The following is a 24,305-nucleotide window of genomic DNA, read 5'->3' as shown; positions in this document are numbered from 1 at the left end:
GGAAATGTCTTTTTAAAGCTCTGCTATTTCTTCCAGGCTAAGTCCGGTAGCTTCCACTATGATGTCTGTAGATACGCCTAAACTTTTCATTTTTTTCGCCGTTTCCAATTTACCTTCTTTTATGCCTTCTTTTATACCTTCTTTTATGCCTTCTTCTCTTCCTTCCTGCATTCCTTTTTCTCTTCCTTCCCGCATCGCGTTCTCCACCCTGTCCTGCATGTCCTCCTCGTAAATACGGCTCACGTAGAAACGGTCTACTGCCTTATCATAAGCCACACGGTTCGCTTCCGACAGGTTCGCTACGGCAGCCAGCCGTTCCAGATGCTTGAACACCTGTTCTTTCAGCGCATCCGGCATTCTGTTCCATTCGTTCATATTCTTCAGTGCATAGATTAGTTTGTCATACAATGTCTCGCATTCCTCCAGTTGTTTGGTAAAGTAAGGGAACTGCAAGTATATCTGCCGGAAATGCGGGTTCACCGTCCGTCCGCTCTCACGGTCTGCCACCACCGTGTCCGTACGGAATTTCGGCTCTAACTTCCCTTCCTTGAAGTTCATCAGGAATATTCCGTACACGGTTGAGAGTTTGTAGCGGTCACCGTAGCGGGGCGGTGCCTCATTCACCGTGTCTGTTACGTTGTCATTCCTGCCAGCCGGCAATTCCACTTCATCCGTTATGGGACGTTCTATCAACCGGCTGATGGCACGGCATACATAGTACAGCGTACGGTCCAGAAAATTACTGTGCCACCGGTTCTGCATCTCCACGATGATGTATTCCCCGCCCGAAGTCAGGCAATACAGGTCGAAGATAATCCCCCTGTCGTTTACGTTGTCCGAATTGTCTTCCTTGTCGATGAACGTCAGGTCTTCAATGTGATGCTCCCCCGCAAGCAGCTCGTTCAGCAAGGTAATGAGCAGTTCCTTGCTGGCAGGTTGCCCGAAGATGATCTTGAAGCCGATATCCGTAAACGGGTTTACGAAATGCGGCATATATTTCAGTTCCATATGCTTACAGCTTACCAATTTCTTCCCGGCTAAGTCCGGTAGCTTGGGCTATAATATCAATCGACACTCCCAGTTGTTTCAGGTTTCTGGCATCTTCTAATTTACCTTCTGCACGTCCTTCTGCACGTCCTTCTGCATGACCTTCCAATTTTGCTGTATTCAGCACGTCATTTTGAATCATGATGGCATTGACATGTTCGTCATATTCATGCCGTTCTTCTGGCGACATATCATAATAACGAAGCTTTTCCCGCGCTTCAGGTAAGCCGGGCGCTGTTGTATCCGGATCAATAATACCTGTTTTAAGATATTTCACCCACTCTTCCAAAGGCGTTTTTGCCACTTGGTTAAACTCGTTCACCCGTATCAGGTAATATTCAGGGAAAACCTCTTGGGGAAGCTTCTGGATTATAGCACCTTCCTCTTTTGCTGTAATTAGCAGTTCATCATTCGTATGTACGCCGATAAAACGGTTCTGCCCGTGATACAGATAATCATTACCCTTTCCCAAATCGAAATAAAGGATACTGACTAAATACACTTTATTTACCTCTTGATAAATATGCTCCGCAAAAGCAGGTGTACCAAACCGTATGCGTTCCAGATAATAAAGCTTACGCATGTTCTGAATGCGAATCACAATATCATCCCCTTTCTTGTCTTTGGCTTTAATATCTATCCGGTCTGTTTGAGCATCGTCCCATACGCAATAGGCTTTCTCATCTTTTATAATCTCTTCTATACGAATTTCTTCACACAAAAGCACAGTCAGCAATCCTTCCAGCACGCTGAAATTAGCCTTGTCTCTCAACAGCCTTTTGATGGCCCAATCAAACCGTATATAAGAATTCTTTTGCATAAGGACAATTTTTAGTTAAAGATGCAGGCAAGCCCTCGTTTCTTCGATTCCAGCTTAAGAACTAAAAAACATAAGATTTACAAATCTCACAGACTTGTCTGTTTACAAAGATAGGAATACTTGGGGAGATTCACAAATTTGAGTGTGGAGAAGTTTTTAAAGCTTTCATTTTACAGAACCGATCCTTTTGGTTTTGTACCATTTCTCACTCTTGTAACGGATAAAAAGCCTTTTGAAATCTACACTACTGTACATATCACCAAACTTTTTATATTGACAGTGCGAAGGTAGGCACATCTATCTGAACGGGCAATACGTCAGTTTTGAACGCTTATTGGTGATTGATGCAAATCCCTTTCAGGTACCATTCATACAGGCGGTGGATGCCTTCGTCTATCTCCACTTTATGATGCCAGCCCAAGTTGTGAAGCTTCGTTACGTCGGTCAGCTTGCGCATCGTTCCGTCCGGTTTTGTGGCATCCCAGCGCAGTTCTCCCTTGAAACCGATTTCTTTCACAATCTTTTCGGCAAGTTCTTTTATGCTCAGTTCTTTTCCTGTACCTACGTTGATGTGGCAGTTGCGGATTTCCTTATCACCCTCTTTATAGGTGTCTTTGAAGTCCACGTTCAATAACACATGTACACTGGCATCTGCCATTTCTTCACTCCACAGGAACTCACGCAGGGGCTTGCCTGTTCCCCATAATATGACAGCTTCGGGTGTGATGCCGAACTTCGCCAACTTCTCCAATATCTCTTCATCGGTATTCCTGCCGTTCACGCCTTCTACTGGACGCAAGTCGATGTCCTTGCGCACGGCATCCCAGTTTCCTTCGTTCAGGCATTTGGCAAGGTAAACCTTGCGGATCATTGCCGGAAGCACGTGGCTGTTCTCCAAGTGGAAGTTGTCATTCGGCCCATACAGGTTGGTAGGCATTACGGCAATGTAGTTCGTGCCATATTGCAGGTTGAAGCTCTCGCACATCTTCAGTCCGGCTATCTTGGCGATGGCATACGGCTCGTTGGTGTATTCCAAAGGAGAGGTGAGGAGCACTTCTTCTTTCATCGGCTGGGGAGCCTCACGCGGATAGATGCAAGTGCTTCCCAAGAACAGCAGCTTCTTCACATGGTGGCGGAAGCTCTCGCCGATAACGTTCTGCTGTATTTGCAGGTTCTGGTAGATGAAGTCCGCGCGGTATTGCAGGTTTGCCATGATGCCGCCGACATGTGCCGCTGCCAATACCACGGCATCAGGCTGTTCCTCGTCAAAGAAACGCTTTACGGCAGTACCATCCAATAAATCCAGTTCTTTATGACTGCGTCCTACAAGGTTTATATATCCTCTCTGCAAGAGATTATTCCAGATGGCGGAACCCACCAGTCCGTGATGTCCCGCCACATATATTTTCGATGATTTATCTAACATGCTTCTTTAAGTTGACTAGTAAACATGGTTTCAGGTGACCAGGCTTTGACAAAACTATTCAGAACCTTGTCAACTTGTCACCTGAAACCTCGCTGCCTTATTTAACTATTCCTTTCTCTAAATATTCGGCAAGGTTGGTGCGTACCTTCTGTCCGGCATCCTCAGCGGCTACCTTTGCCATATCGGCATCTACCATGAGTTTTACCAATTCTTTAAATGTAGTCTTTTCCGGATTCCAACCCAATTCGGCCTTCGCCTTAGTCGGGTCTCCCCATAAGTTCACCACATCCGTCGGGCGGAAGAAGTCGGGCGACACCTCTACCAACACCTTGCCGGTAGCCTTGTCTATGCCTTTCTCATCAATGCCTTCACCTTGGAACTCCAGTTCGATGCCTACGTGCTTGAATGCCTCGTAACAGAACTCGCGCACGCTATGCTGCTTACCCGTTGCGATAACGAAATCTTCAGGCTTGTCATTTTGCAGGATAAGCCACATACATTCCACGTAGTCCTTGGCATATCCCCAGTCACGAAGTGAAGACAGGTTACCCAAATACAGTTTCTCTTGCTTGCCCTGCTTGATGCGTGCGGCGGCAAGCGTAATCTTGCGTGTCACGAATGTCTCCCCGCGCCGTTCACTCTCGTGGTTGAACAGAATGCCCGAACAGCAGAACATGTTATATGCCTCACGATATTCCTTCACAATCCAGTAACCGTATAGTTTTGCCACGGCATAGGGGCTGTAAGGATGGAAAGGCGTATTCTCGTTCTGCGGCACTTCCTCCACTTTGCCATACAGTTCCGAAGTGGAAGCCTGATACATGCGGCAGGTATCAGCAAGACCGCACTGGCGGATGGCTTCCAGGATACGAAGCACTCCCGTAGCATCCACGTCGCAAGTAAATTCCGGCGAATCGAAACTGACCTGCACATGGCTTTGGGCGGCAAGGTTATATACTTCGGTAGGACGTATCTTGTTCATCACCTGTATGATGCTCATCGAGTCCCCCAAGTCCGCATAATGCAAGTGGAAATGCGACTGTCCTTCCAGATGAGCGATACGTTCGCGATAGTCCACCGATGAACGGCGGATGGTGCCGTGTACATCATATCCTTTTTCTAATAAAAACTCGGCTAAATAAGAGCCTCTGTCCGGTGATACCGGTGATTAATGCCACTTTTCTCATTGTATATGAAATCTATCTTTTTGATTTTTATAGGAGTTATTCTAAACATTGCTTGTCATTGTCTGCAAACCAGTCAGCAATGGCTTCTTCAAAAGTGTAATGAAAAGGATAACCCGAAGCGGCAAGCTTCTTGCCACAAATATTGGTGGATATCTGGAGCTTCTTCACCCGTGCCGGACAGATACCCATCGGGCTTCCCAAACATTGGGCGATGTAAGCGGCAGGCATAATCAAGGCGTTCGGGATATAAGGTACGAACTGAGTCAACCCTGTTATTCTCTTCATAGCCTGTACAATGTGTTCTATTGTATAAGCCGGTTCGTAACAGCAGTTATACAATTCCACTCCTTGCTCGTGATGTTCCAGTCGATACAGCATGAAGCGTACCAGTTCTTTCACATAAATGCATGCCTTGATGGTATTCTTACGTCCCGGATAAGCAAACGTATGCTTGCGGATGCCCCAATACAGACGGGTGAAGTTTCCATTCTCTCCCTTGCCGAACACCACACCCGGACGTACAATGGTGAGTTGCCTGTTATTGCTGTCCTTTGCCTGCCATATCTGATGAATCTTTTCCGCTACCAGCTTCGAGATGCCATACGGAGTATTGGGTGTAGGCAGAGTGGTTTCTTCTTTCAATGCTTCAGCAGCACCATACGGAGCTATCGAACTAGTGAAAACTATTTTCTTAATTCCGTGCTTTTCTGCAAAAGCACATACATTCTCCGCTCCACGGATATTCGTTTCAAAATACTCACGATCGGGATGTCCGGGTGTGCGGTGTACCGCAGCAAAGTTGAAGATGATGTCCTCGCTCGATACTGGCACGTCCAGCTTGATAGGCTTGCGCACATCACAATAAATAAACTTGGACGCTAAGGTTTCTCCTTCCTTCAATGGAGAACGGTAATGACCTTTTACGGCAGGAAGCGGAGTGCCCGGTTCCACAATGTCCAGATTATAAATGTTCGCTTCGGGATGTACTTCTTTCAAAAGTTTGGTGAGGTGAGTACCGATAAATCCGGTACCGCCAGTGATAAAATAATTCATATGCTTAAAATCTTTTTTAGATTAAATATTGATTGCTGATGGACTCATGACTCATAACACGTCTGATTGTCTCTGCAAACATGTCAGCTACAGTCAGTTGTTTTACCTTTTTACATTCTTTATAGAATGGAATACTGTCGGTAAAAACTATTTCGTCCAATTCAGAATCCTGTATGCGTCTTGATGCAGGATCTGACATAACGCAATGAGAAGCCATAGCACGCACTGATATGGCTCCAGCCGATTTAATAACATCAGCTGCTTGTACTATTGTTCCGGCTGTATCCACCATATCATCAATCAGAATGACATTTTTATCTTTTACATCACCTATAATCTGAATAGACGAAACAACATTGGCTTTTTCGCGTGTCTTATGTCCCAACACCAAAGGGACATTCAAATATTTAGCATATAAACTGGCACGTTTTGAACCGCCTACATCTGGAGTGGCTATAACGAGCTTCTCCAAATTTAGCTTTTTTATATAAGGAAGGAAAATGCTGGACGCATACAAATGATCTACTGGAATATTAAAGAATCCTTGTATTTGATCGGCGTGCAAATCCATCGTTATCAATCGGTCAATGCCGGCCACACTTAACATATCCGCCACTAACTTTGCACCTATAGAAACCCGTGGCTTGTCTTTCCGATCTTGACGTGCCCAGCCAAAATAGGGGATAACAGCTATGATATGTTTCGCTGATGCTCGCTTGGCAGCATCAATCATTAATAACAATTCCATTAGGTTGTCCGAAGTTGGGAAAGTGGATTGGACTAAAAATACGTGTTTACCTCGAATAGATTCCTCAAATGAGACAGCAAACTCACCATCCGCAAAATGCAATATGTTCATATTGCCTAAGGGACAACTCAAACTTTTGCATATTTTTTCGGCAAGATACTTTGAATTGCTTCCTGCAAAAATTTTAAAAGGTTCTTCCATGATAATCAGATAGGATATTCATTTTAAAAGTTCAAAATTGATGCTTTCTGTTTCCAATTTTTCTAGGGTATGTGCCGTTGGATTTACAACAATATTCTTCAATTTCTTTATTTTTAATAAAGGTATGTCATCATAATGGTCTGTCATTAGAACATCTAATGTCAGATGATGTTTCTCTAATTGTTTCAATGTGTTTTTACATTTTATTTCCTTTACATTTTCTTTCCAATTATGTATCTGCGAAGGCATCGGAGTAGCGCAGACACTATCAAAAGACAGCCGTTCAGCTATCAAAGAAGCATAACTGCAAGGAGCAGCGGTAGACAGGCATAAAAAGAAGCCTTGTTTGCGATAAGCCAAAGCGCATTCGTAAACTTTTCCGTTCCGAAAAGGTAAAATGGAGTCAACAAAGTCATTCAAGCGTTCCTGGTTCATGAAATGTGCCGAATGTTTTAATATGTGACGTTTCATCTTTTCGTGACTGGTCAAACGGCATTTCCTTAAACCTACCCAAAAGGCTAAGGCAACGGCTATATCCAACCGGCATTTTCTGCAAGCTAACTTACTTACAAATAAGATATAACTCTTGAATGTATTGATTGTCAATAATGTACCGTCCAAATCTATTACAATTGCTTTCTGCATCACCGCTTCTTTTTTACATCGTTCGACCATGGGAAACGTACCAACACCCTATTATGGTACAAGAAAAAGTCAGCGTCAATTATCGGATGGGGAGTTGTGACCGTAATTACTGCTATCTTTATTGCTGCATTATCATAATGCGATTCCAAATATTCTTTCAGCAGATTTAAGGTTGCTCCCGAATCTATAGCGTCATCTACCAGTAATATGTTCTTGGGAGTTTCTTTCAGGAAAGAGTCAATATCATTGGGAATGGCAATTGTTCCGCTACGTTTGGGATTATGCTTCCGAGCCTTTTTCTCTAAAACAACAGACTCCAACATTCTCAACCAATTCAATAAAAAAGTTGGAGAATATTTCAAGACCAGTTTTAGCAATCCATTTTCTTTCTGTCTTGTATCAGGACGTTGTATTTTAATCTCTGCATACTTCCTGCCAGACATTCCCGATAAAGTCTTAAATATTTCACGACCTACATATCCGCCTCCTGTTAATACTCCTATCACTAAATCCGGATTATATTCCTTGTCTATTTTTTGAGACAATAAAAGGCAAGACTCGGAGAAATCCGAACCTAATAATGTAATTACTTTCATATTGGAAAATAGTTTGTTGAAGATTATAAATTCACTAGTTTATGAACTTGTATATAAATCTAAGAAAGTGATTTCCGAAAAAAGATAGTATTAAGGCTACTCGGGATTTAAATCTAGCATTTTTATCTAAAATAATATTCCATCTGTATCTTTTTATTTCCGCATAAATGAATTGTTCTTCTTTAGATTTTTGGGTTGTCTGAAACAAAATATTAAAACACATCGATACATATCTACATGTCGCAGCTTTGCATAACTCTTTGTCCTTTAATAAGAAAATATCATCCAGCATCATTTTTGAAGAAGTTACAGCTTCCATTTTCTTTGGATAGAATTCTTTCCCCATAATACTATCTGAACGAATACGATAGTAATATAGGGGTAATGATATGGTAACTATACGTTTTGATAATAAAAAAGATTTATATATAGTAGCAATATCTTCAAATAATCTTCCTTTAGGAAAACGGATTTCTTTCCATAATGATGTTTTATATAATTTCCCCCATGCTGATGTTTCTATATTGTTTTGATATAACAAGGCACACAAAGCCTCTTTAGAAGAATAGACAGACATTTTAGGCATCTTTTTATAAGCTACCTCAAGTTCCCTTTTAGGCTCTTTAAAAAAAAAGAAATTGGAAATAGCAATTTCACTATCTGTTTGGATTGCCAACAAATAAAGTTGTTCAATAAAATCCAAAGACAGATAATCATCACTGTCTACAAACGTAATGTATTCACCCTTGGCTATATCAATAGCGACATTGCGTGCATCCGATAACCCTCCGTTCTTCTTATGGATTACTTTAATGCGCTTGTCTTTTTGTGCATATTCATCACAAATCCTTCCGCAATTATCTGGTGAACCGTCATCTACAAGAAAGATTTCAAGGTTGCGATAAGTCTGCCCTATAATGCTGTCCACACACATAGGCAAATACTTCTCCACGTTATACACGGGGACGATAACAGAAATTAGGGGATTGCTCATATTCATATCAGTGCTTTAATTAATAGCCAATAAGAAAGCGATTGTTTTATCAACAAAACTCATTCACTACGACAAGTATATCTATCCAGAGGTAAGCACTCAATTTAGGGCATCCCCCTTTGAAAGGGCACTTTTGAGTGCCCTAAACCGAGTTTTGTTAATTAATTAGCTTTGAATTTAACATTGGCTGGTAGCCAAAGTGATTTTGTCAGGAACCATGTTAACATAATCCCTGCACCCGTTAAAGATATTTTTGAAAAAAGTTCCGATGAAGTTCCAGACAGAACTGCCATGAAGCTTTACCGTGCCTATTACACTATGATAAGTGGCGGCCATCTCAGCCCCGGCATCACTGCCATAATGGAGTGAATTGTTGCGTTGGGTAGTCAGCTTCCGGATGGTCCGCTCGGCAAGATTGTTGTCTATCGGAAGATCCCCATCGTCCAGAAAAGCAAATAGTTCCTTCCAAAACTTCTTCAAGTAATTAAGAGCTTCTGTATAATACTGGCTTCTAAATTCTGAATTCTTCGACAGTTCACTCTCCAACAGGCTGCGCAATTCTATCAGGTGTTCCTTCGTTTCCAGGCTTTGCCTTTCCCGCAGTCTCTCTTCCGGAGTAAGACCGGCTTCATCATAAATATGTTCTTTAGAAAAGAACCACTTTAAAAGCTTTGAAAAACGTTCGGCCAGCGGTTCGCCTCCTTGATTACCGGCTTTAACGAACTTATTATTCGCATGGGACATACAAACCTGATGGATAGTATCCTTAAACTGAGCCGATTTCAACTCATCACCGATAAAAACATAAGCATTGTAGCCGTCGGACATGATACTCTTCAATTCCGCATCACCCAGAAAATCCGTAAGCACCTCACGGCCGCGGGAGCCATCCTCATAGAAGAAAATGGCTGTTTTCTGAGCCTTGTTGACCAATACCCAGATATAACACTTCTTATAACGGTCATATTTGCGAACCTTGCACCAGGTCTCATCGCAGTTCACAACCGAGTCCTTTTCCAAGGCAACGGACTTCAATACACGAACCAGTTCATCAAGGTATTTCTTGCCTTTCTTAAGCCAGTTGCGTAAGGTGTTTTTAGAAATGGTCATACCTATGAATGATAGACAACACACGGCTGTGCTTACAACGCATGTCGGTAAAGTCACGCACATAATAAAAATGATTCAGGCCAGTAACACTCAGCATAAACCCTCCAGTTTCTCTATCATCCGGACTAAGTCCTGATAGCTTAAATTCTTTTGGGACAAGTGCAATCCATTACTGATACGGATGTCAATCCATATGCGGACGGGATTGTCATTGCAGCCTTTTGATACAGGTTTAGGCCGGTCACCAGTCTTGGTCTTTTCTTCATGGGCAATCACTGGAGCACCGTCAACCTGGACTTCAACTACTTTTTTGCGGGTATCCTTAAACCATTTCTGGAAAATGTTATAAGGGACTTTGTTCTTGACACAAAACGATTGGAGAGATTCTCCACGGGGTAACGCCTCCGTCTGGTACTGAAAGTAAAACCTTTCAAGATCTTCACTGCTATACATAATTCTATAAATTTGGTTGGCAGCGAAGTTACCCATTTCAATCAATAGCCATTTTTTGACTGCTTACTTTTCAATTCATGCGCTTAGGAACTGTTTTGAATTTATTCTGCATTTTCTTAAGCCGAACAGTCTATTTGTCTTAAAGATTAGCTTCACTCTCACAATTGGGTTCGCTTCATCAAGACATCTTATAGATGCGAATCTAACTATTTAGATACTGATCAATAAGTAACTATCTTTGAATCGATATAATCGCATACAGAACAATCGTTGATTTTACGAGCAAATAAATAATCGGGATGAGCAATTAACCCATCAATGAGTTTTCTATCCTTAATGAAACCAGGAGAATTGCCACGACCATTTTCCCAATGTATATAACGCAAACAACTATTCCTAATTTCATTTGGCTTACTAAGATTGTATACCAAAGAGTTCATGAACATTTCATCTGGATTAGCTGTATCATGATGCCATATCTCGAAATCGCGATGAATTTCTAAAAAAGCAAGTATATCTTTGATCGTATTCATACGTAATCCCCACCAAAACTCTCCCCCATAAGGCTTTATATAAGACGGATGGACACGCAAAGAATAAGTAAATAGGATTTTTAATGCATACGAAAACTTGGAAGGATTGTATCTTAGTACTTTCATGAATTGCCTCAAATTATTCCAATTATATACATGAGGTTCTATCGTTGCTATTTTTTGTGGAGCAATCCGTAAAGCGTAACAACTGATTTTTCTACGTCCCCCCTCCAACCAATTCATCATATGCGGCAATGGATAACCTGTAATATAATCATAAAAATTATTTATTAGGTAATTTTGTATGTAACTACTACTTTTAACAGGATAATCTGTGCCACTCAGCAAAATGCAATATCCATCATTACCATTGATCTCAAGAGCTTTTTTACAACATTTTAGCACCGCATCTACCTGCGAATACCCGCCCCAATCTACATTATTGATAATCAGCATATTAACGCCGATTTTATATAATCTATCAAAAGAAAAATCTTTCTTACTTTTAGCGTCAATGTGGACAATGAAAGATATTTCATCACCTTTCAAGCGTTCAATTAAACGCTCCAACATTTGCGGGTAATTATGTGCAGTTATAATGTATGTCAGTTTCATCGGGATTGATTTTAAATATCCAATTTATTGATTATGTATTATATCCCTAATATTGAAGATTTATAAGGATAAGTTTCATTCGCATTTTTAATCACAATATTAAAATACCAATTAAACAAAAGCAATGATATTAGCAGTACAAGACTCCATCGATAAAGATTTGTTTTGCCATTTTGGCGAAGGGTGTTTAATGATGAAGGAAGGAACAGACAGTCTGCGGGGAAATTGAAATAGTATGAAATCCGAAATGCCCACATGGACAAAGTGGAAAGTGTAAACGAATAAACACCTATACACTTTAACGTGAAGTATGAGAACAGTCTTGACTTCATTTTTCTACTAGCCCGAGACAATATAACCATTAGCATCAACAAACTTTCAAAAATGTACACGATAAAATTAGAACGGGACAGAAAGCCAGTCATTTCATCAATTTGGTAATACAAGAATTTCTCAGGAAGCAGTCCATAAGTAACTGATGCAAATAACAAAACATCCACATATCTAAAAGCAATCATAAGTGATACAAAACAAGCTAATAAGAAAATAATTTTGCCTCTCCAACGCAGATGTTCCATTAATAAAAACATTACAACGGCGGGAATGAAGATAAATCCTGTATTGTGAAAACCAAGTATAACAATAAACATTACTACTAACTTGAACCATCTTCGTTGCTCTACATAACGAAATGCATAAATACAGAAAGCCAATGCTATGGATTGTCGGGTCAAATTTAATGAAAGATTATAATATGTCAGCAAAAATATAGCCATGGACAACCACATGGGGACTTTAGCCCTATAATGATATATTGCTATATAAATGGGCAAAATAGAGAGTAAACCTGTTAGGAAATATACGGAGTGAACATCATTGCTGAAGACATTGGCAACAAAATTGACCATCAAATAACCGAATTCTATGTCTGCAAAATAGCCACCATGATATAAATGAAGAAAGGAATCCCAATCGGAACAACGGGAAACAATATTCCAAACCCATGCTACATATCCCTCCGTATCGGTACCTACACTGTTGTCTCTAAGTCCGCTTAACAATACCGGTAAGCCAACCGATAAAACAGAAAATGCAATAAACTGTTTTCTATTTTTGGCTATACTTCTTTCAGCAATGTATGTAAATAGAATGGAAAAGAAAAAAACTACTAGGTATATAAGCATTTGAAGAATTATTTATAAGATGAACGACCCATTAAAAACATGTTTTTTATTAGAAATAATATTTTCAAAATAAAAACTTTTGATTTAACAAAGAAAGGCAACAATCGAACATTTTCCAGATTAATCAGATTAAATATTTCATTAACAGCTTTATAGTCTTGAACATTGAATAATTTTATGTTTTTATAGAAATAAAACAAGTTGTTTTGAAGAATAAGCCCATGCACTAAGGATGAATCTGAAATGGACTTTTTAATTTTATCATTCAATAATAAAGCAGATTGTACTCTACTATGAACATCCTCATTCACTATGGACATGGCAGACATATCGTTTCGCACATAATAATAGACACCTATATTTGATATTGCATACCTATGAATCTGATTTATAAAAGAGAGGAAAAACAATAAATCTTCTCCTATACTCACGGTTTCATCGAAACGTTTCCCCTGAACTAATCTCATAGAGATAAGTTTATTCCAAAGTGCAGTATTTCGTTCTTTCAGATAGTATTTATATAGAACTTTTTCTCCACAATAGATACGTTCTGTTCTTTTTGGTTGTTTTTTTATGCGACCATCTATCTCAATAACAAATGGCTTCTCGATAACATCACATTCAATATATTTATCTTCGATTACCAAAAAATCATTTGAAATATAATCATCCGCATCACAAAATGCAATCCATTCCCCTTTAGCATTATCTATCCCTAAATTTCTGGCCGAGCTTACTCCTCCATTTTTCTTATGAAACACCCTTACACGGTCATCTCTTTGAGCGTAAGCATCGCATATGTTGCCTGAATTATCGGTGCTACCGTCATTAATAAGCAACAACTCGAAATCTGTAAATGTCTGTGACAGGATACTGCCTATGCAACGAGGCAAATAAGCCTCAGCATTATACACCGGAACGATTATGCTAATACTTGGATTTTTCATCTGTATGTGCTTTTTGATTTAATTCACTATTACCTCTATGTGCTATTTTTTGTAGCATTATTGGCAGACATACAATTATCACTTAAAATATAATGAAACAATACTGCCGATAGACAACTACTTACTTAATCAGATTTTTCAAACAAGGAATAATAATATCAACATTACAAACATTCTCTATCTCTGGTTTCGTCAAAAACATATATTTATATTTGTCACATAGTTTTTTTGGTGCTCTTTCCCATTTTCCCAATTGTTTATTAGTATAAGGTCGCCTAATAATAGGTGCTTTAAAATAGCTAGACAATCGTTTCATTCGGTTATATTCCTTAACAGCCAATTTGTATTGACTGGTTGAAATGAACATAAATGGTTTCTCATAAGTAATGGCAAAAGCAATGGCATTGCTTGAATGAAGCAATACAAGAGATGCATTGCGAACAAGTTCTTGCGTCTTGTATTTAACAATCACTCTACCTTGAAATTCATTATCTTTGTAATCAGCTTTAGGATGTGCGGCAATAATAACTTTTAAATTGAATTTAGTTTCAATCTCGCAGAACAATGCATTTAATTCATCGTAATGTACTTTAGTGTCAATAATAATATTGGGGTTGTTTTTGATAATATCTGGATGGTATGGAAAATAATTATCTAAATAAACCGCATAATTTATTTCAGGGATAATTTTAGGAATTTCCTTGGTCAAACAACTATCATAATCAGGATGATTTATATACACCGTTCCACTTTGTGTTGGAGAAAAAATGACATCATAATGCTTAATGCCATTATCCGAATATAGTCTGTTGAGTTTTCTATTTCTTAAGATATTGGTTATTCTATTTTTGACATCAATCAGAATCTTGCCACTTTTGATACTCCTAAAAATATCTTCTAAAGTTGTTGGAAGCACACAATTCTCAAAAAGTCTAAATCTCACCGTACAACAATTTTTCTGAGATAGAATTTTATAAAGAAGCAAGGATTTTGTGTCTTTATCTAATTCTACAGAAAATATAGTATTTCTAATATCTTCTTGATTTATATACAGAGAAAATTCATCAAGGCTTTTGATTTTTCTGATAAAACTTTCAGTTAATGAATCTGGTAACGATAATCCTTTCCATACAATTTCAGAACAATCCCAATAACTAATTTCAAAACCTGCTTTATAGATTTCATCCATGTAAAATAGATGATAAAGATATTGGGTTAATGGTTCATGTGATATAAATACCAATTTTGCCATAAGACACAATAATTACTATTTTACTATCTGATCTATAAATTCCCTCACACATCCTTCTCCACCTTTTTTTGTCATCACACGGATGCCATCAATCGCTTTCACTTCCTCACAAGCATCAGCAGGACAAGCTTTCAAGCCAACAGCTTCAAGCAATTCCACACAATTCACATCATCACCGATATAAGCTACTTCATCCAATGTGATGCCAAGTTGTTCGCATATTTCTTTTGCGACTGCCAGCTTTCCACCATTTCGTTTACCTTGACTTAGAAAGTCCACTTTTAGTTTCTTTGCTCGGTTTTCTACGATCTTGGTATCTTCCGAAGTAATGATGCCTGTCTTTATTCCAGCTTCACGCAGCAACTGGAAGCCCATGCCGTCACGGGTATTGAATTTTTTCAGTTCATCACCTTTTTCTGAATAATACATGCCACCGTCTGTCAACGTACCATCTACATCACATAAGAAAAGCTTAATCGGCTTTTTCACTTCTTTGCGCTTAGACAAGACATGCTTGCGCATCAGGTTCTCCAATACAATCCAGTCATCCGGCTCGTCAATCTCCGTTGCCGTATATTCCGGCATCTCATAAATGCCAATATGTCCGCTAAGACGATTGCCCGATTCAAGGATATTCCTTACCTTATTTATGTAGAAAGCGCCGTTTTCCATCAGCATACCTGAAAAGTTCTGCCTACGTGGACGATTCTTGTAATCGTAGTTCATGCTTGTGCCGTCTTCATTCCAAAAGAAACGGTAGTTTCGCACGCAAGTCAGAATAGAGTCATATTCACCTTTGCCATACATAGTAAGTGCTTCTGTAAAGTGAACCGTTTCTGTCAGCGGGGAAGTGGCTTGCACCAACATAAAAACATCATCTGCCGGAAGCTGTGCATAATGGATATATTCCAGCATCACGCTTTCCGTGCTTGCCGTGTCACAAGCGTTCTCGGCAGAACGGCGGTATACTTTTGTTTTTTTATAAGATTGTGATGTTACTGTTTCTTCTATCTTATCCGAATCTGTAGCTACAATAATCTCGTCCACTTCGGAACAATTCTCCAACGCCTCAATGTTCCAGCAGACCAAAGGCTTGCCGCAGAAAGACTTAATGTTTTTAAGGGGGATAGACTTGCTACCACCCCTAACAGGTATAAATGCGATTACCATTTCACTTGATGTTTTTTCAATTTATCTCTTTGTACCTTCTCGATATCGAGTATATCTTCTTTCTTGTAAGTCAAAGCCTTTGCTACGGCACGGCAATCACGTGCCAGTTTCCGTACACCGTCCGGTTCCAAAGAAGCAGCATGGTCTGTGCCTTTCCAAGTACGGTCGAGTGTATAGTGGCGTTCTATCCATTCAGCACCAAGTGCTACAGCGGCACTATCTACAGCTATACCCAAGTGGTGTCCGGAAAAACCAATGGACTTTACACGATCAGCGTACAGTTCACGCAAACGAGTGATTTCGAGCAGGCAAATGTCCTCGAAAGGCACAGGATAACCTGATGTGCAATCGTAAATGACCAAATCCTTGTTGCGTCCTTTTGATTCGAAGAACCGGATAATCTGTTCTTCCTCGTCATGGGTCGTCATGCCGAAAGATAAATGGATTTCACCGCCGAAGTTATCGCACAGGTATTCTAACAAGCCTTTGTTCAAGTTGCAGGCGGAAGGCACTTTTATCAGATTGGGATGCAGCGTGCAGATTTCCTTTGCCGAAGTAATGTCCCATACCGAAGTGGAATATTCCACGCCGAACTCGTTACACCATTCCTGCAACTGGCGGTGCTGGTCAAGGTTGAATTCCAGAAATTCCCGGTGCTCACCGTATGTCTTTCCGTATGAATTTTCTGGATGAGGATGCGGGGCATTGTATTCTTCCGGTGTCAACAGTTCCTTGACACAACGTTTTTGAAACTTGACAACATCCACCTTGCAGTAGGTGGCAGCCGTCATAATCATCTCTTTTGCGATTGCCATGTCACCCTTGTGGTTGCAACCGATTTCTGCAATGATTTTTGGAGCTTTCATTTGTTTTTGATTATAGATTTTATATAATTCATGTTCTGTTGGGTAATATTCCACAACTTGCGTTGTTCGTCTTTGAGGATAGGAATCAATATTTCTGTAGATTCATACAGTTTTTTCGCTTTTTCAAGCAATTCTGCTTCAAAAGACGGATTCAATACATCTACTCCCCATTCTGGATGATGTATGTCATCTAAGAACCATTGCATTTTATCATGGGAAATAATAGAAAGGATGGGGGTGTTGCATCCAAAAGGAATCATTTGTGCGTGTCCACGCATACCTATCACCAATCTTGGCTTAGAGTATGCCGAAAGCATCTGCTCTGTTCTTTTAAATTCTATATATTCATAATTGATAGACAGTGCATCTAAGTAGGGACAAATCTTTCCGTCCGTATTTGCATGAGCATAAATTTTAATTTTTGCAAATTTCGATAGCTTACTTATTACTCTTGCTATACCTTTTAGAGTTTCGTCACCGGATATTCTCAGTTGCTGGCGGTCGAAAGCGCAATTCAAAGCAATAAAATCGTCTTTCTTTTCATATTGGTGCAATCGAGGATACAACAAAGAAGTCAGTGTAGTCATGCAAGGCTGGAAAACCAATTTGTTTTTTGATGCTTCTGTCTTCAGATATCTTTTTAAATTCTCAATGCTTCCGTGGTTTCGAAGTCCGATAAATTTTGCCTTTTCAACAAATTTATTTATATGTTCTTGAAAAACAGGTTCAAAATCATCTTGTCCTCTAAATCTGTTATATCCTATAGCAAAAGCGATTAAAGGAGATTCTATTTTATCTAACATTTCCAAACTGCAACTCCATTGCCAGCCGGATAAATCATTTGGGTTTGTATCTTTCAAAAACAATCCGCCACCTCCAATTACGACTAAATCAGATTGATTGTAAACTGATATGTCCTTATCTGTCACTTCTTTGTATACAGACCTATTAATCCATTTCTTTACTCCAATTTGTGAATTAAAGAGATTCCTCAATGCAATAGGTAGATAGGTATCTCCCATATTACCATTCCCATACGCTGATATATGGGTTACAATTAAACCAAAATCAGAAACGAAGGGATATTCTGAAATACATGGCACTCTGTTGCCAATAACCAATTTATAGATTTTTCTTAAAATCCTTTTGATAATTCTCATTTGATACGTAGTTTTAATTGTTTTAAAATGAATGATTTTTCAAGACGTGTGAATCCTGTCGTAAAAATTAGAATACTGGATAAACTCATCTGGACGGCTATGGTTACAATAATGTTCATTGTTGAAATAACAGGCATTAGAATATAAAACAGTAGCATAAGAAAGATAAGTGGAATGCTTATCTTTATGATAACGTCCTTCATATAATCATTTATGGATAAACCTATAATGTTTTTACAGATATATAATCGTGGAAACATTGACAAGAGGATTATTGCCAAATTTATCCATAATGTAGTTTCAGGATTATAATCCATACGAAGGAATATATAAGATATAGGAATATTTAAAAGGAAAAGTATGGATACCGTCAATTGGTATATTTTTATTTTTCCGGAAGCCTGTAACATATTGGCTAAAGGTACGGATAACACTTCAATCAATGATGACAGCATTATTATTCTTAAAAAAACAACTGTATGTTCAGGTACATCTTTTAGCCAAATGGACAGGATTTCTTCCGTATTCAGCATAATGGGAATCGTGATGACCAACATCAAATAGAAAGCATACCTTGAACTTTGATAGCCCAAGTCCAACATTCCTTTCGTATCTCCTCCGGCATATAACTTTACCAGTTGCGGGCGGACAGCCGTATAAAAATTGTTCGTGAAATTGGTAATGGCATTGTTTACTTGAAGTGCGATGCCATACGCCGCATTCAATACAGGATTGAAGAACAGGTTTATTAGGATGTTCAGCCCTTGCCCTCGTAAAATATTGGCCAATGCTCCAATCATGTTCCATCCTGCGAACGAAAGCATATTTCGGAACAGGTTGTGATCTTTGTAATGGCTGTATCGGCAAAAATCAAAATACCGGCGGCAATACCATACATAATAAAGTTGGACAGAAGCTATGACGATGAACATCAATATGGCATACACTTTCAGATGATCCATTACGATATAGGGTAATAGCCAAGCGATTGCCAACTTTAGCCCAGCATCGACAATACTTGAATAGGCAAATACACTCATGCGTTCCATCGCTATAATGGAAGCGTTATATGGGATGCATAGCAACGTGACTATAAATGACAATATGGAACTTTGATAAACAAAATTCGCAGCAGTCAACCGTTCTGCTGGAATCGTCAATTGATTATTGACAAACCATAATCCTATTGTCTCAGACAATAACAGGATAATGCCAATCAACAACAAGTAAGTGTACATGGAAACAGAAAAGACTTTTGTAAGGGAACCATTTTCCTGCTTACCCATCTCAAATGACAGAAACCGTTGTGTGGCAGAGGCCATAGTGCCGCTCAGGAAACTGAACAAAGACACAATTCCACCAATCACATTATAAATTCCATAGTCTTCCGCTCCCAACACGTCCAGTATCACCCGTACCGTGTAAAGAGACACAGCCATCGTTATGAGTTGTCGAAGATAAAGGAAGAGCGTGTTCTTGGCTATGCGCTTGTTGTTGGTTGAATAATCTGTCATACAAATTATTTTGTAGTTCACCAGAGATTCGAACTCTGACCTGCATCTTTTAGATAAGGATATGATATTATCCCTGTCCTGAGGATGCTGTACTGACCATTATACGAGTGAACTGTATATTATTTCACAATCTGCATCCGATGGCACTATGTTCCATGTCATCTTGGCACTATGTCTGATGTACCCTAACATCCTTTCTTTCGTTCTTACCTTTGCCTTTTGTTTGACGTTTGCAAAGCAAGCATTGCCCAATACTTCTGGAGAGTCCCAACGTATCGCGTTTTCAAGCGAGCATACAATCATATCGGCTATATTTTTGATATTAGCCGTACAAAGAGTGAAATCATCAAATGTCAGATTTTCTATCTTATTAGGGGCTGACAGAGTTGGGTAAAAAGCATGTATGGCATTTATATCAAGAGCATTGTATGCATCTTCTATTTTAGTGGAATCGATTGAAGCATGTGCCACTGCATTACGCAATGTCCGGTAATAATCAAACAAGTCTTTTTGAAAAACTGTCAGATCAACAGTTATATGTAAATCCGCATTTATATGATTGATAAGCCTATTCAACTCCGTATTAGGCATGCCTGCCGGAGCTTTTTTCCCAATATCAAACATGGGATGTCCCATGCCTTTTATGTCTTCTTGCAAGTCTTCTACAAATGATTCAAGAAAAGCACGAGGGATAATCAGGTGCCGAAGAATGATTTTCTGTTTGTAGTTTTCTATGTCTATATTATGCAAATTCATTCCCAGTTCAGTTGCGGTAGCCTTGACATATTGATTATAGGTCATTTCTGTTGCATTATACCCTTGTTCAAGATGCCTTAAAGCAACTTCAATATATTGTGTGAAAGCATCCATTTCACCTAATTGCTTCTTAAGTTTCTTCACGGATGGAAGGGTGAACGATGTTCCTCTAATCGATTTGTTGTGCATGGCTATAACATTGTAACGTTATATGGAAATGTCCTTGCATATTATTGACATTGAAACTTCTCCCACACATCCAATGCATACGGCACACCATAATTTTCGTATTCCTCCGTATGCTTCAACTTCTCCAATCCGTCTTTCAACCGCAGCAACTCAGCCGCTGGAAAATTCCTGTTTTTTATGCCATTGATAATTGCTTCCATCATATCTTGGCAGACATAATCGGGACTGTACATATCATCGAAATAATTGTAATGCTCGTCTTTTACGAAGTGATAAGTAAGGCTTTCGAGCACTTCGAGCAAGATGGTTACGGCTTCGGCATACTTGCCTTGACTCAACAATTCACGAACCGCTTTCTGATAGGGTGCAAGCAGGTTTGCAATGGTATCGCAATCCTCATCGATATTCCGCTTGTTGAAAACGGTTTCGATTTTAGCTTTCAACGGAGTCAATTCAATGTCAGTACGTGATTTGTCTTTCATACGCTGACAGATATAGCTCATTTTAAGTTTGTGAGTTTATGAGTTTGTGAGTTGACATCCTGCCCTTGTTTTTATGAAGATACCTTCACGGGGCGGTGAAGGTAGACCTCACTCTTGTAACGGATGAAAAGCCTTTCAAAATCTTCACTGCTGTACATATCATTATAATTTTAATGTTTACAGTGCGAAGGCAGGCACATCTATCAGATTGGACAATACGTCAGTTTTGGGTGCTTACATTATTATCCCCATATTCAGCTAGAAATTCGACAGGAGTGTATATTTTTAATAAAGTAGGCGAGACATGTTGAAAATCATGTATGTTCAATGTTAACAGGACATCGCAACCGGATGATAAGGCAGCCTGATATTGATAACTGTCCTCAATATCGTTAAAATGAATATCGTTTATACCAGCTTTCCAGCTTATTCCGCTTTCAATGTGATATTCCAGAAGCAAGCCATTCAAGATACGCCTTAATTCAGATATACGTTCGTCTTTTTCAAGTCCATCTTTTTTCAGATAATTTTCTATGAGGTAAGTCAACGTATAAAAAGAACCGCATGACAAGACTTTCTCTACATCCATCCTGCTCAAATAATGGAATATTCGCCTTATCGTTTCAGCTTCTTTGCGTTTGAAGAGATATTCTATAATAGAGTTTATGTAAATTAGTTATGATAGTTCCAAGGGTTGATTTTAATTCTGAGATTATGCAGTGCCATACATGTGGAAAAGATGTTTTCTACAAAGTTGTTTGCCCTGAGCCTGCACTCGTCTTTGACGATGCGCATGACTTTCGCGCTTCCTATGACATGTTCTATACGCACCCTGATGGCGGAAACTTTCTTGTTGTATTCCTTGTCCTGCCTGGAAAGCTCTTTCCCTTTGGGCTTCTTGACCGGTTGTATGATTTCCACCCCCTCAGGCTCATAGCCTTGGTATCCCGTATCTTGATACAAGGTGCAAGGCACAGGAAAAGAATACATTGTGTCAGCCATCTTCTTGTCGTGGGTCTTGCCCGAAACGGTCTGACTGACAAATATGACCAGACAAGCCATCGTTACAATGACGGCGTTCTTGACCGTGTGCCGTTTTTTCTTGCCGCTGTAACGCTCCTTTTGCATGTCCCGGTCTGCCGGACGGGGAATCTCCCGTTCCGTCCCGTCATGAAGAAGTACCGGCTTGTCTCCCTCTTTGGAAAGTTCCGCCAGCCGTTCGGCAAGCTCCTTGTCGGTTTCTGCGGGGACAAGACCTTTCGCTTTAAGGGACAGACGAAGGATTTTAGTCAGGCAATGGATGAATATGTTGCAGTGCTTCTGGTTCATTCCGAAACAGGCCGCATGATATTCCTGCAACGGGTTGTTTTTCAAATAAACCAAAATGAAGAACAGGCGGTCGGATATGCTGGGAAGGGGGCTGTTCTTGTAGATGGAAGGACTGCGGCGTTTTCCGCTACGGCGTTCCCCGGTCATTTCATACTCGGACAAATAGTCCTCATGCGCAGCCTCGAAATAAGGGAGAAGCGCACAAAACTGTTCATGGCTAACTCCCGTCAAGGCACGGAAACTTTTGCTGTTGTCTTTATGGTCGTGGTAATTCATGTTGCAAAGGTACGCGTATGCGCGATATATAACAAATCTAAATTACATAAACTCTAATGATGTTAGTATCACAAAACACTTTCATAGCTGATACTTGTCTTTTAAGTATTCATCCCTCATTTCTTTGTAAGACAAACCATCGTCATGGTTCAGTATACCGTAGAGCTCGTCTAATGAATACGGTTTGTCAACATGGCCGGACAATATCTCTTCTTTCTTCTGCCTGTCTATATCCTTGGACAAAAGGCGTTGCAACTTGATTTTTACGTCAAGGCTTTGTGAACGAATAATATCAAACAGTTTATCCGCCATTTTGTCGTTTGGTTCAATAGTTACAGTTGTTGCCATAAGTGAAAAATATAACTCTACAAGGCAAATATAGCCGTTTCTATTTTATTAAGCAAATGTCTGAATGAAAAATTTTGGCAAAATGAGGACATTCGTACTGCTTTTTTAAAGGATATATACTGCATCGGCGGATGAAGTATATATTCATCGGCAGTTGCAGTATATATTCAACTGCCGATGCAGTATATATTCATTTTTCGGGTATACTATCTTGTATGTTCTGTTCTGCCTGCTGCGCGTTCGGGGCGATGAGGTTCTGGCCGCCGTTGATGATGCAGACAAACTGGGGGTCTTCCCGCTCGTGGAGCTTGTCTATCTCATCGTGGTACTCCTTGGGCATTATCCAGCGGAGAAGGCACTTTACGTGCGAGAGGTCGGCGTTGCGGTTTGCATTCAGGTATTCCTGAGCGGCGGCTATCTGCCTGAGGTAAGGTATCTCAAAAAAGGGAGTTACAGGCAGTTATCGCCCGCCAGTGCGGGCTGGGAGTTAAATGCCAATACCTTTTGCACCGCTTTCAGAAGCAAGGCTATTTTCTATAGGATGTCGCTTATCCTTATCCCTCCCACCATGTTCTGCCACGAATGCCGGGCAACGGTAAGGTTCAGCGGATAACCAAGCTCCATCATCTCACCCAATTTCTTCAGGCTGTAATTGATGCGGTGCAGAATGCCGTCATACTGTCTCCATTGCTCGCGCGGAGATTTTGCCGTGATGACAGGGAAAAGCCGTGTCGTCCCTTCCTGTTTGTAGCGGTCCGCAATCTCCTGCAGAGCCTGCTCCCACGGAATGGAAATCTCCTTGCCGGTGATGTGTTGGCGTAGGTGAGATGTCCGTTCTTGATATTCTTTCTTGTCAACCGGAAAATGTCATCGCTCCTCATGCCCTTGGTATAGACCGTGAACAGGAAAATGTCACGGGCGAATACGACCTGCTGTGGCTCGCCGCTCAAGTCCAAATCACGCAGGCGTTTCACCTCATCAAGCGTCAACCCGTTCCTGTCTTTCTTGACGCGGTAGCTCACGTCCATGCCTTCAAAGGGGTTGCTGTCGGCAGCAAGGCCGTCATCAACGGCAAGACGGTACACCCGCTTCAAATTCCGGATATAGAGGGAAATGGTATTGCGCCCCAGCTCCTGATTCTTCAGCCACGTGTGGTAGTTGCGTATCAACAGGGCGTCAAAGTCCTTGAAAGGCACTTCGTTTTTTCCCAGATAGGCGATGAACCTCCTGAGATACATTTTCAACTTATTGGCGGCGTCATACCGTCCCTCATCCCTCAGTTTCTCAACGCGGGAGTTGGCGTAGGCGATGAAACCGAAACCTTCCAGTTCCTCTCCAGCCCCTCTCCAACTATCCCCAGGAGGAGAGAGGGTTATGATTGCCGTCTGCATGTTCTTTTTTCTG

24 protein-coding genes and 2 pseudogenes are annotated in these 24,305 nt (G+C 40.3%); all 26 read right to left on the bottom strand.

The features are described 5' to 3' along the window. Positions 1 to 12: 12 nt before the first annotated feature. Positions 13 to 993: a PD-(D/E)XK nuclease family transposase gene (locus B5G04_RS12335; protein ID WP_087397739.1), complete on the bottom strand. Its 981-nt coding sequence runs from the start codon at positions 991 to 993 to the stop codon at positions 13 to 15. 19 nt (positions 994 to 1,012) lie between these two features. After that, positions 1,013 to 1,867, bottom strand: a complete 855-nt coding sequence (locus B5G04_RS12330) for a PD-(D/E)XK nuclease family transposase (RefSeq protein WP_087397416.1) — start codon at positions 1,865 to 1,867, stop codon at positions 1,013 to 1,015. 331 nt (positions 1,868 to 2,198) lie between these two features. Beyond that, positions 2,199 to 3,293, bottom strand: coding sequence for a GDP-L-fucose synthase (locus B5G04_RS12325; RefSeq protein WP_087397413.1), 1,095 nt, complete (start codon positions 3,291 to 3,293; stop codon positions 2,199 to 2,201). 97 nt (positions 3,294 to 3,390) lie between these two features. Continuing rightward, positions 3,391 to 4,480 (bottom strand): annotated as a pseudogene (gene gmd, locus B5G04_RS12320) (GDP-mannose 4,6-dehydratase). Positions 4,481 to 4,516: 36 nt separating this feature from the next. Further along, on the bottom strand, positions 4,517 to 5,533 hold the full coding sequence (locus B5G04_RS12315; RefSeq protein ID WP_087397411.1) for an NAD(P)-dependent oxidoreductase: 1,017 nt from the start codon (positions 5,531 to 5,533) through the stop codon (positions 4,517 to 4,519). A 16-nt stretch (positions 5,534 to 5,549) separates the two neighbouring features. Next, the gene (locus B5G04_RS12310) at positions 5,550 to 6,482 is read right to left on the bottom strand and encodes a ribose-phosphate pyrophosphokinase (protein WP_087208944.1); all 933 of its coding nucleotides are present in this window, start codon (positions 6,480 to 6,482) and stop codon (positions 5,550 to 5,552) included. A gap of 18 nt (positions 6,483 to 6,500) precedes the next feature. Further along, positions 6,501 to 7,127 (bottom strand): HAD family hydrolase, encoded by a 627-nt coding sequence (locus B5G04_RS12305; protein ID WP_158100102.1) that lies wholly within the window; start codon positions 7,125 to 7,127, stop codon positions 6,501 to 6,503. After that, positions 7,127 to 7,723 carry a phosphoribosyltransferase gene (locus B5G04_RS12300; RefSeq protein WP_087397408.1) on the bottom strand — a complete coding sequence of 199 codons (597 nt, stop codon included), beginning with the start codon at positions 7,721 to 7,723 and terminating at the stop codon, positions 7,127 to 7,129. The genes B5G04_RS12305 and B5G04_RS12300 overlap by 1 nt, the downstream gene beginning before the upstream one ends. Positions 7,724 to 7,757: 34 nt before the next feature. Beyond that, positions 7,758 to 8,717, bottom strand: a complete 960-nt coding sequence (locus B5G04_RS12295) for a glycosyltransferase (protein ID WP_087397737.1) — start codon at positions 8,715 to 8,717, stop codon at positions 7,758 to 7,760. A gap of 177 nt (positions 8,718 to 8,894) precedes the next feature. Beyond that, positions 8,895 to 9,842: pseudogene (locus tag B5G04_RS12290) on the bottom strand (IS66 family transposase); the annotation flags it as partial. 75 nt (positions 9,843 to 9,917) lie between these two features. Beyond that, positions 9,918 to 10,280, bottom strand: coding sequence for a hypothetical protein (locus B5G04_RS20220; RefSeq protein ID WP_204247024.1), 363 nt, complete (start codon positions 10,278 to 10,280; stop codon positions 9,918 to 9,920). Positions 10,281 to 10,501: 221 nt separating this feature from the next. Continuing rightward, the gene (locus B5G04_RS12275) at positions 10,502 to 11,428 is read right to left on the bottom strand and encodes a beta-1,6-N-acetylglucosaminyltransferase (protein ID WP_087397403.1); all 927 of its coding nucleotides are present in this window, start codon (positions 11,426 to 11,428) and stop codon (positions 10,502 to 10,504) included. A gap of 38 nt (positions 11,429 to 11,466) precedes the next feature. Beyond that, the gene (locus B5G04_RS12270; protein ID WP_087397400.1) at positions 11,467 to 12,612 is read right to left on the bottom strand and encodes an EpsG family protein; all 1,146 of its coding nucleotides are present in this window, start codon (positions 12,610 to 12,612) and stop codon (positions 11,467 to 11,469) included. Positions 12,613 to 12,620: 8 nt separating this feature from the next. Beyond that, positions 12,621 to 13,559, bottom strand: coding sequence for a glycosyltransferase (locus tag B5G04_RS12265; RefSeq protein WP_087397398.1), 939 nt, complete (start codon positions 13,557 to 13,559; stop codon positions 12,621 to 12,623). Between the two features lie 121 nt (positions 13,560 to 13,680). Beyond that, positions 13,681 to 14,811, bottom strand: coding sequence for a hypothetical protein (locus tag B5G04_RS12260; RefSeq protein ID WP_087397396.1), 1,131 nt, complete (start codon positions 14,809 to 14,811; stop codon positions 13,681 to 13,683). Between the two features lie 15 nt (positions 14,812 to 14,826). Beyond that, positions 14,827 to 15,981: an N-acylneuraminate cytidylyltransferase gene (locus B5G04_RS12255; RefSeq protein ID WP_087397394.1), complete on the bottom strand. Its 1,155-nt coding sequence runs from the start codon at positions 15,979 to 15,981 to the stop codon at positions 14,827 to 14,829. After that, entirely contained in the window at positions 15,975 to 16,847 is an 873-nt protein-coding gene (locus tag B5G04_RS12250; RefSeq protein WP_087397392.1) for an N-acetylneuraminate synthase family protein, read from the bottom strand. Before B5G04_RS12250 ends, B5G04_RS12255 begins: the two co-directional genes overlap by 7 nt. After that, positions 16,844 to 18,007, bottom strand: a complete 1,164-nt coding sequence (locus B5G04_RS12245; protein WP_087248118.1) for a polysaccharide pyruvyl transferase family protein — start codon at positions 18,005 to 18,007, stop codon at positions 16,844 to 16,846. The genes B5G04_RS12250 and B5G04_RS12245 overlap by 4 nt, the downstream gene beginning before the upstream one ends. Further along, on the bottom strand, positions 18,004 to 19,521 hold the full coding sequence (locus B5G04_RS12240) for an oligosaccharide flippase family protein (protein ID WP_087397391.1): 1,518 nt from the start codon (positions 19,519 to 19,521) through the stop codon (positions 18,004 to 18,006). The genes B5G04_RS12245 and B5G04_RS12240 overlap by 4 nt, the downstream gene beginning before the upstream one ends. Before the next feature lie 99 nt (positions 19,522 to 19,620). Next, entirely contained in the window at positions 19,621 to 20,421 is an 801-nt protein-coding gene (locus tag B5G04_RS12235) for a hypothetical protein (RefSeq protein ID WP_143270467.1), read from the bottom strand. Between the two features lie 86 nt (positions 20,422 to 20,507). Then, positions 20,508 to 20,948: a YfdX family protein gene (locus tag B5G04_RS12230; protein ID WP_239414098.1), complete on the bottom strand. Its 441-nt coding sequence runs from the start codon at positions 20,946 to 20,948 to the stop codon at positions 20,508 to 20,510. A gap of 220 nt (positions 20,949 to 21,168) precedes the next feature. Beyond that, the gene (locus B5G04_RS12225) at positions 21,169 to 21,537 is read right to left on the bottom strand and encodes a hypothetical protein (protein ID WP_087397386.1); all 369 of its coding nucleotides are present in this window, start codon (positions 21,535 to 21,537) and stop codon (positions 21,169 to 21,171) included. Between the two features lie 83 nt (positions 21,538 to 21,620). Beyond that, positions 21,621 to 22,553, bottom strand: a complete 933-nt coding sequence (locus B5G04_RS12220) for a transposase family protein (protein WP_087395870.1) — start codon at positions 22,551 to 22,553, stop codon at positions 21,621 to 21,623. 81 nt (positions 22,554 to 22,634) lie between these two features. Then, positions 22,635 to 22,901, bottom strand: coding sequence for a hypothetical protein (locus B5G04_RS12215; protein WP_140400090.1), 267 nt, complete (start codon positions 22,899 to 22,901; stop codon positions 22,635 to 22,637). Between the two features lie 190 nt (positions 22,902 to 23,091). After that, positions 23,092 to 23,241, bottom strand: a complete 150-nt coding sequence (locus tag B5G04_RS20545) for a hypothetical protein (protein WP_239414097.1) — start codon at positions 23,239 to 23,241, stop codon at positions 23,092 to 23,094. A 301-nt stretch (positions 23,242 to 23,542) separates the two neighbouring features. Then, a complete protein-coding gene (locus tag B5G04_RS12205; protein WP_239414096.1) occupies positions 23,543 to 24,292 on the bottom strand; it encodes a site-specific integrase in 750 nt (249 codons plus the stop codon). Between the last annotated feature and the right edge of the window lie 13 nt (positions 24,293 to 24,305).

The organism is Bacteroides sp. An51A (genome assembly GCF_002161565.1).
GTDB lineage: Bacteria > Bacteroidota > Bacteroidia > Bacteroidales > Bacteroidaceae > Phocaeicola > Phocaeicola intestinalis.
The sequence above is the reverse complement of the archived record's forward strand: the minus strand, read 5'-3'. Positions and strand labels throughout refer to the sequence as shown.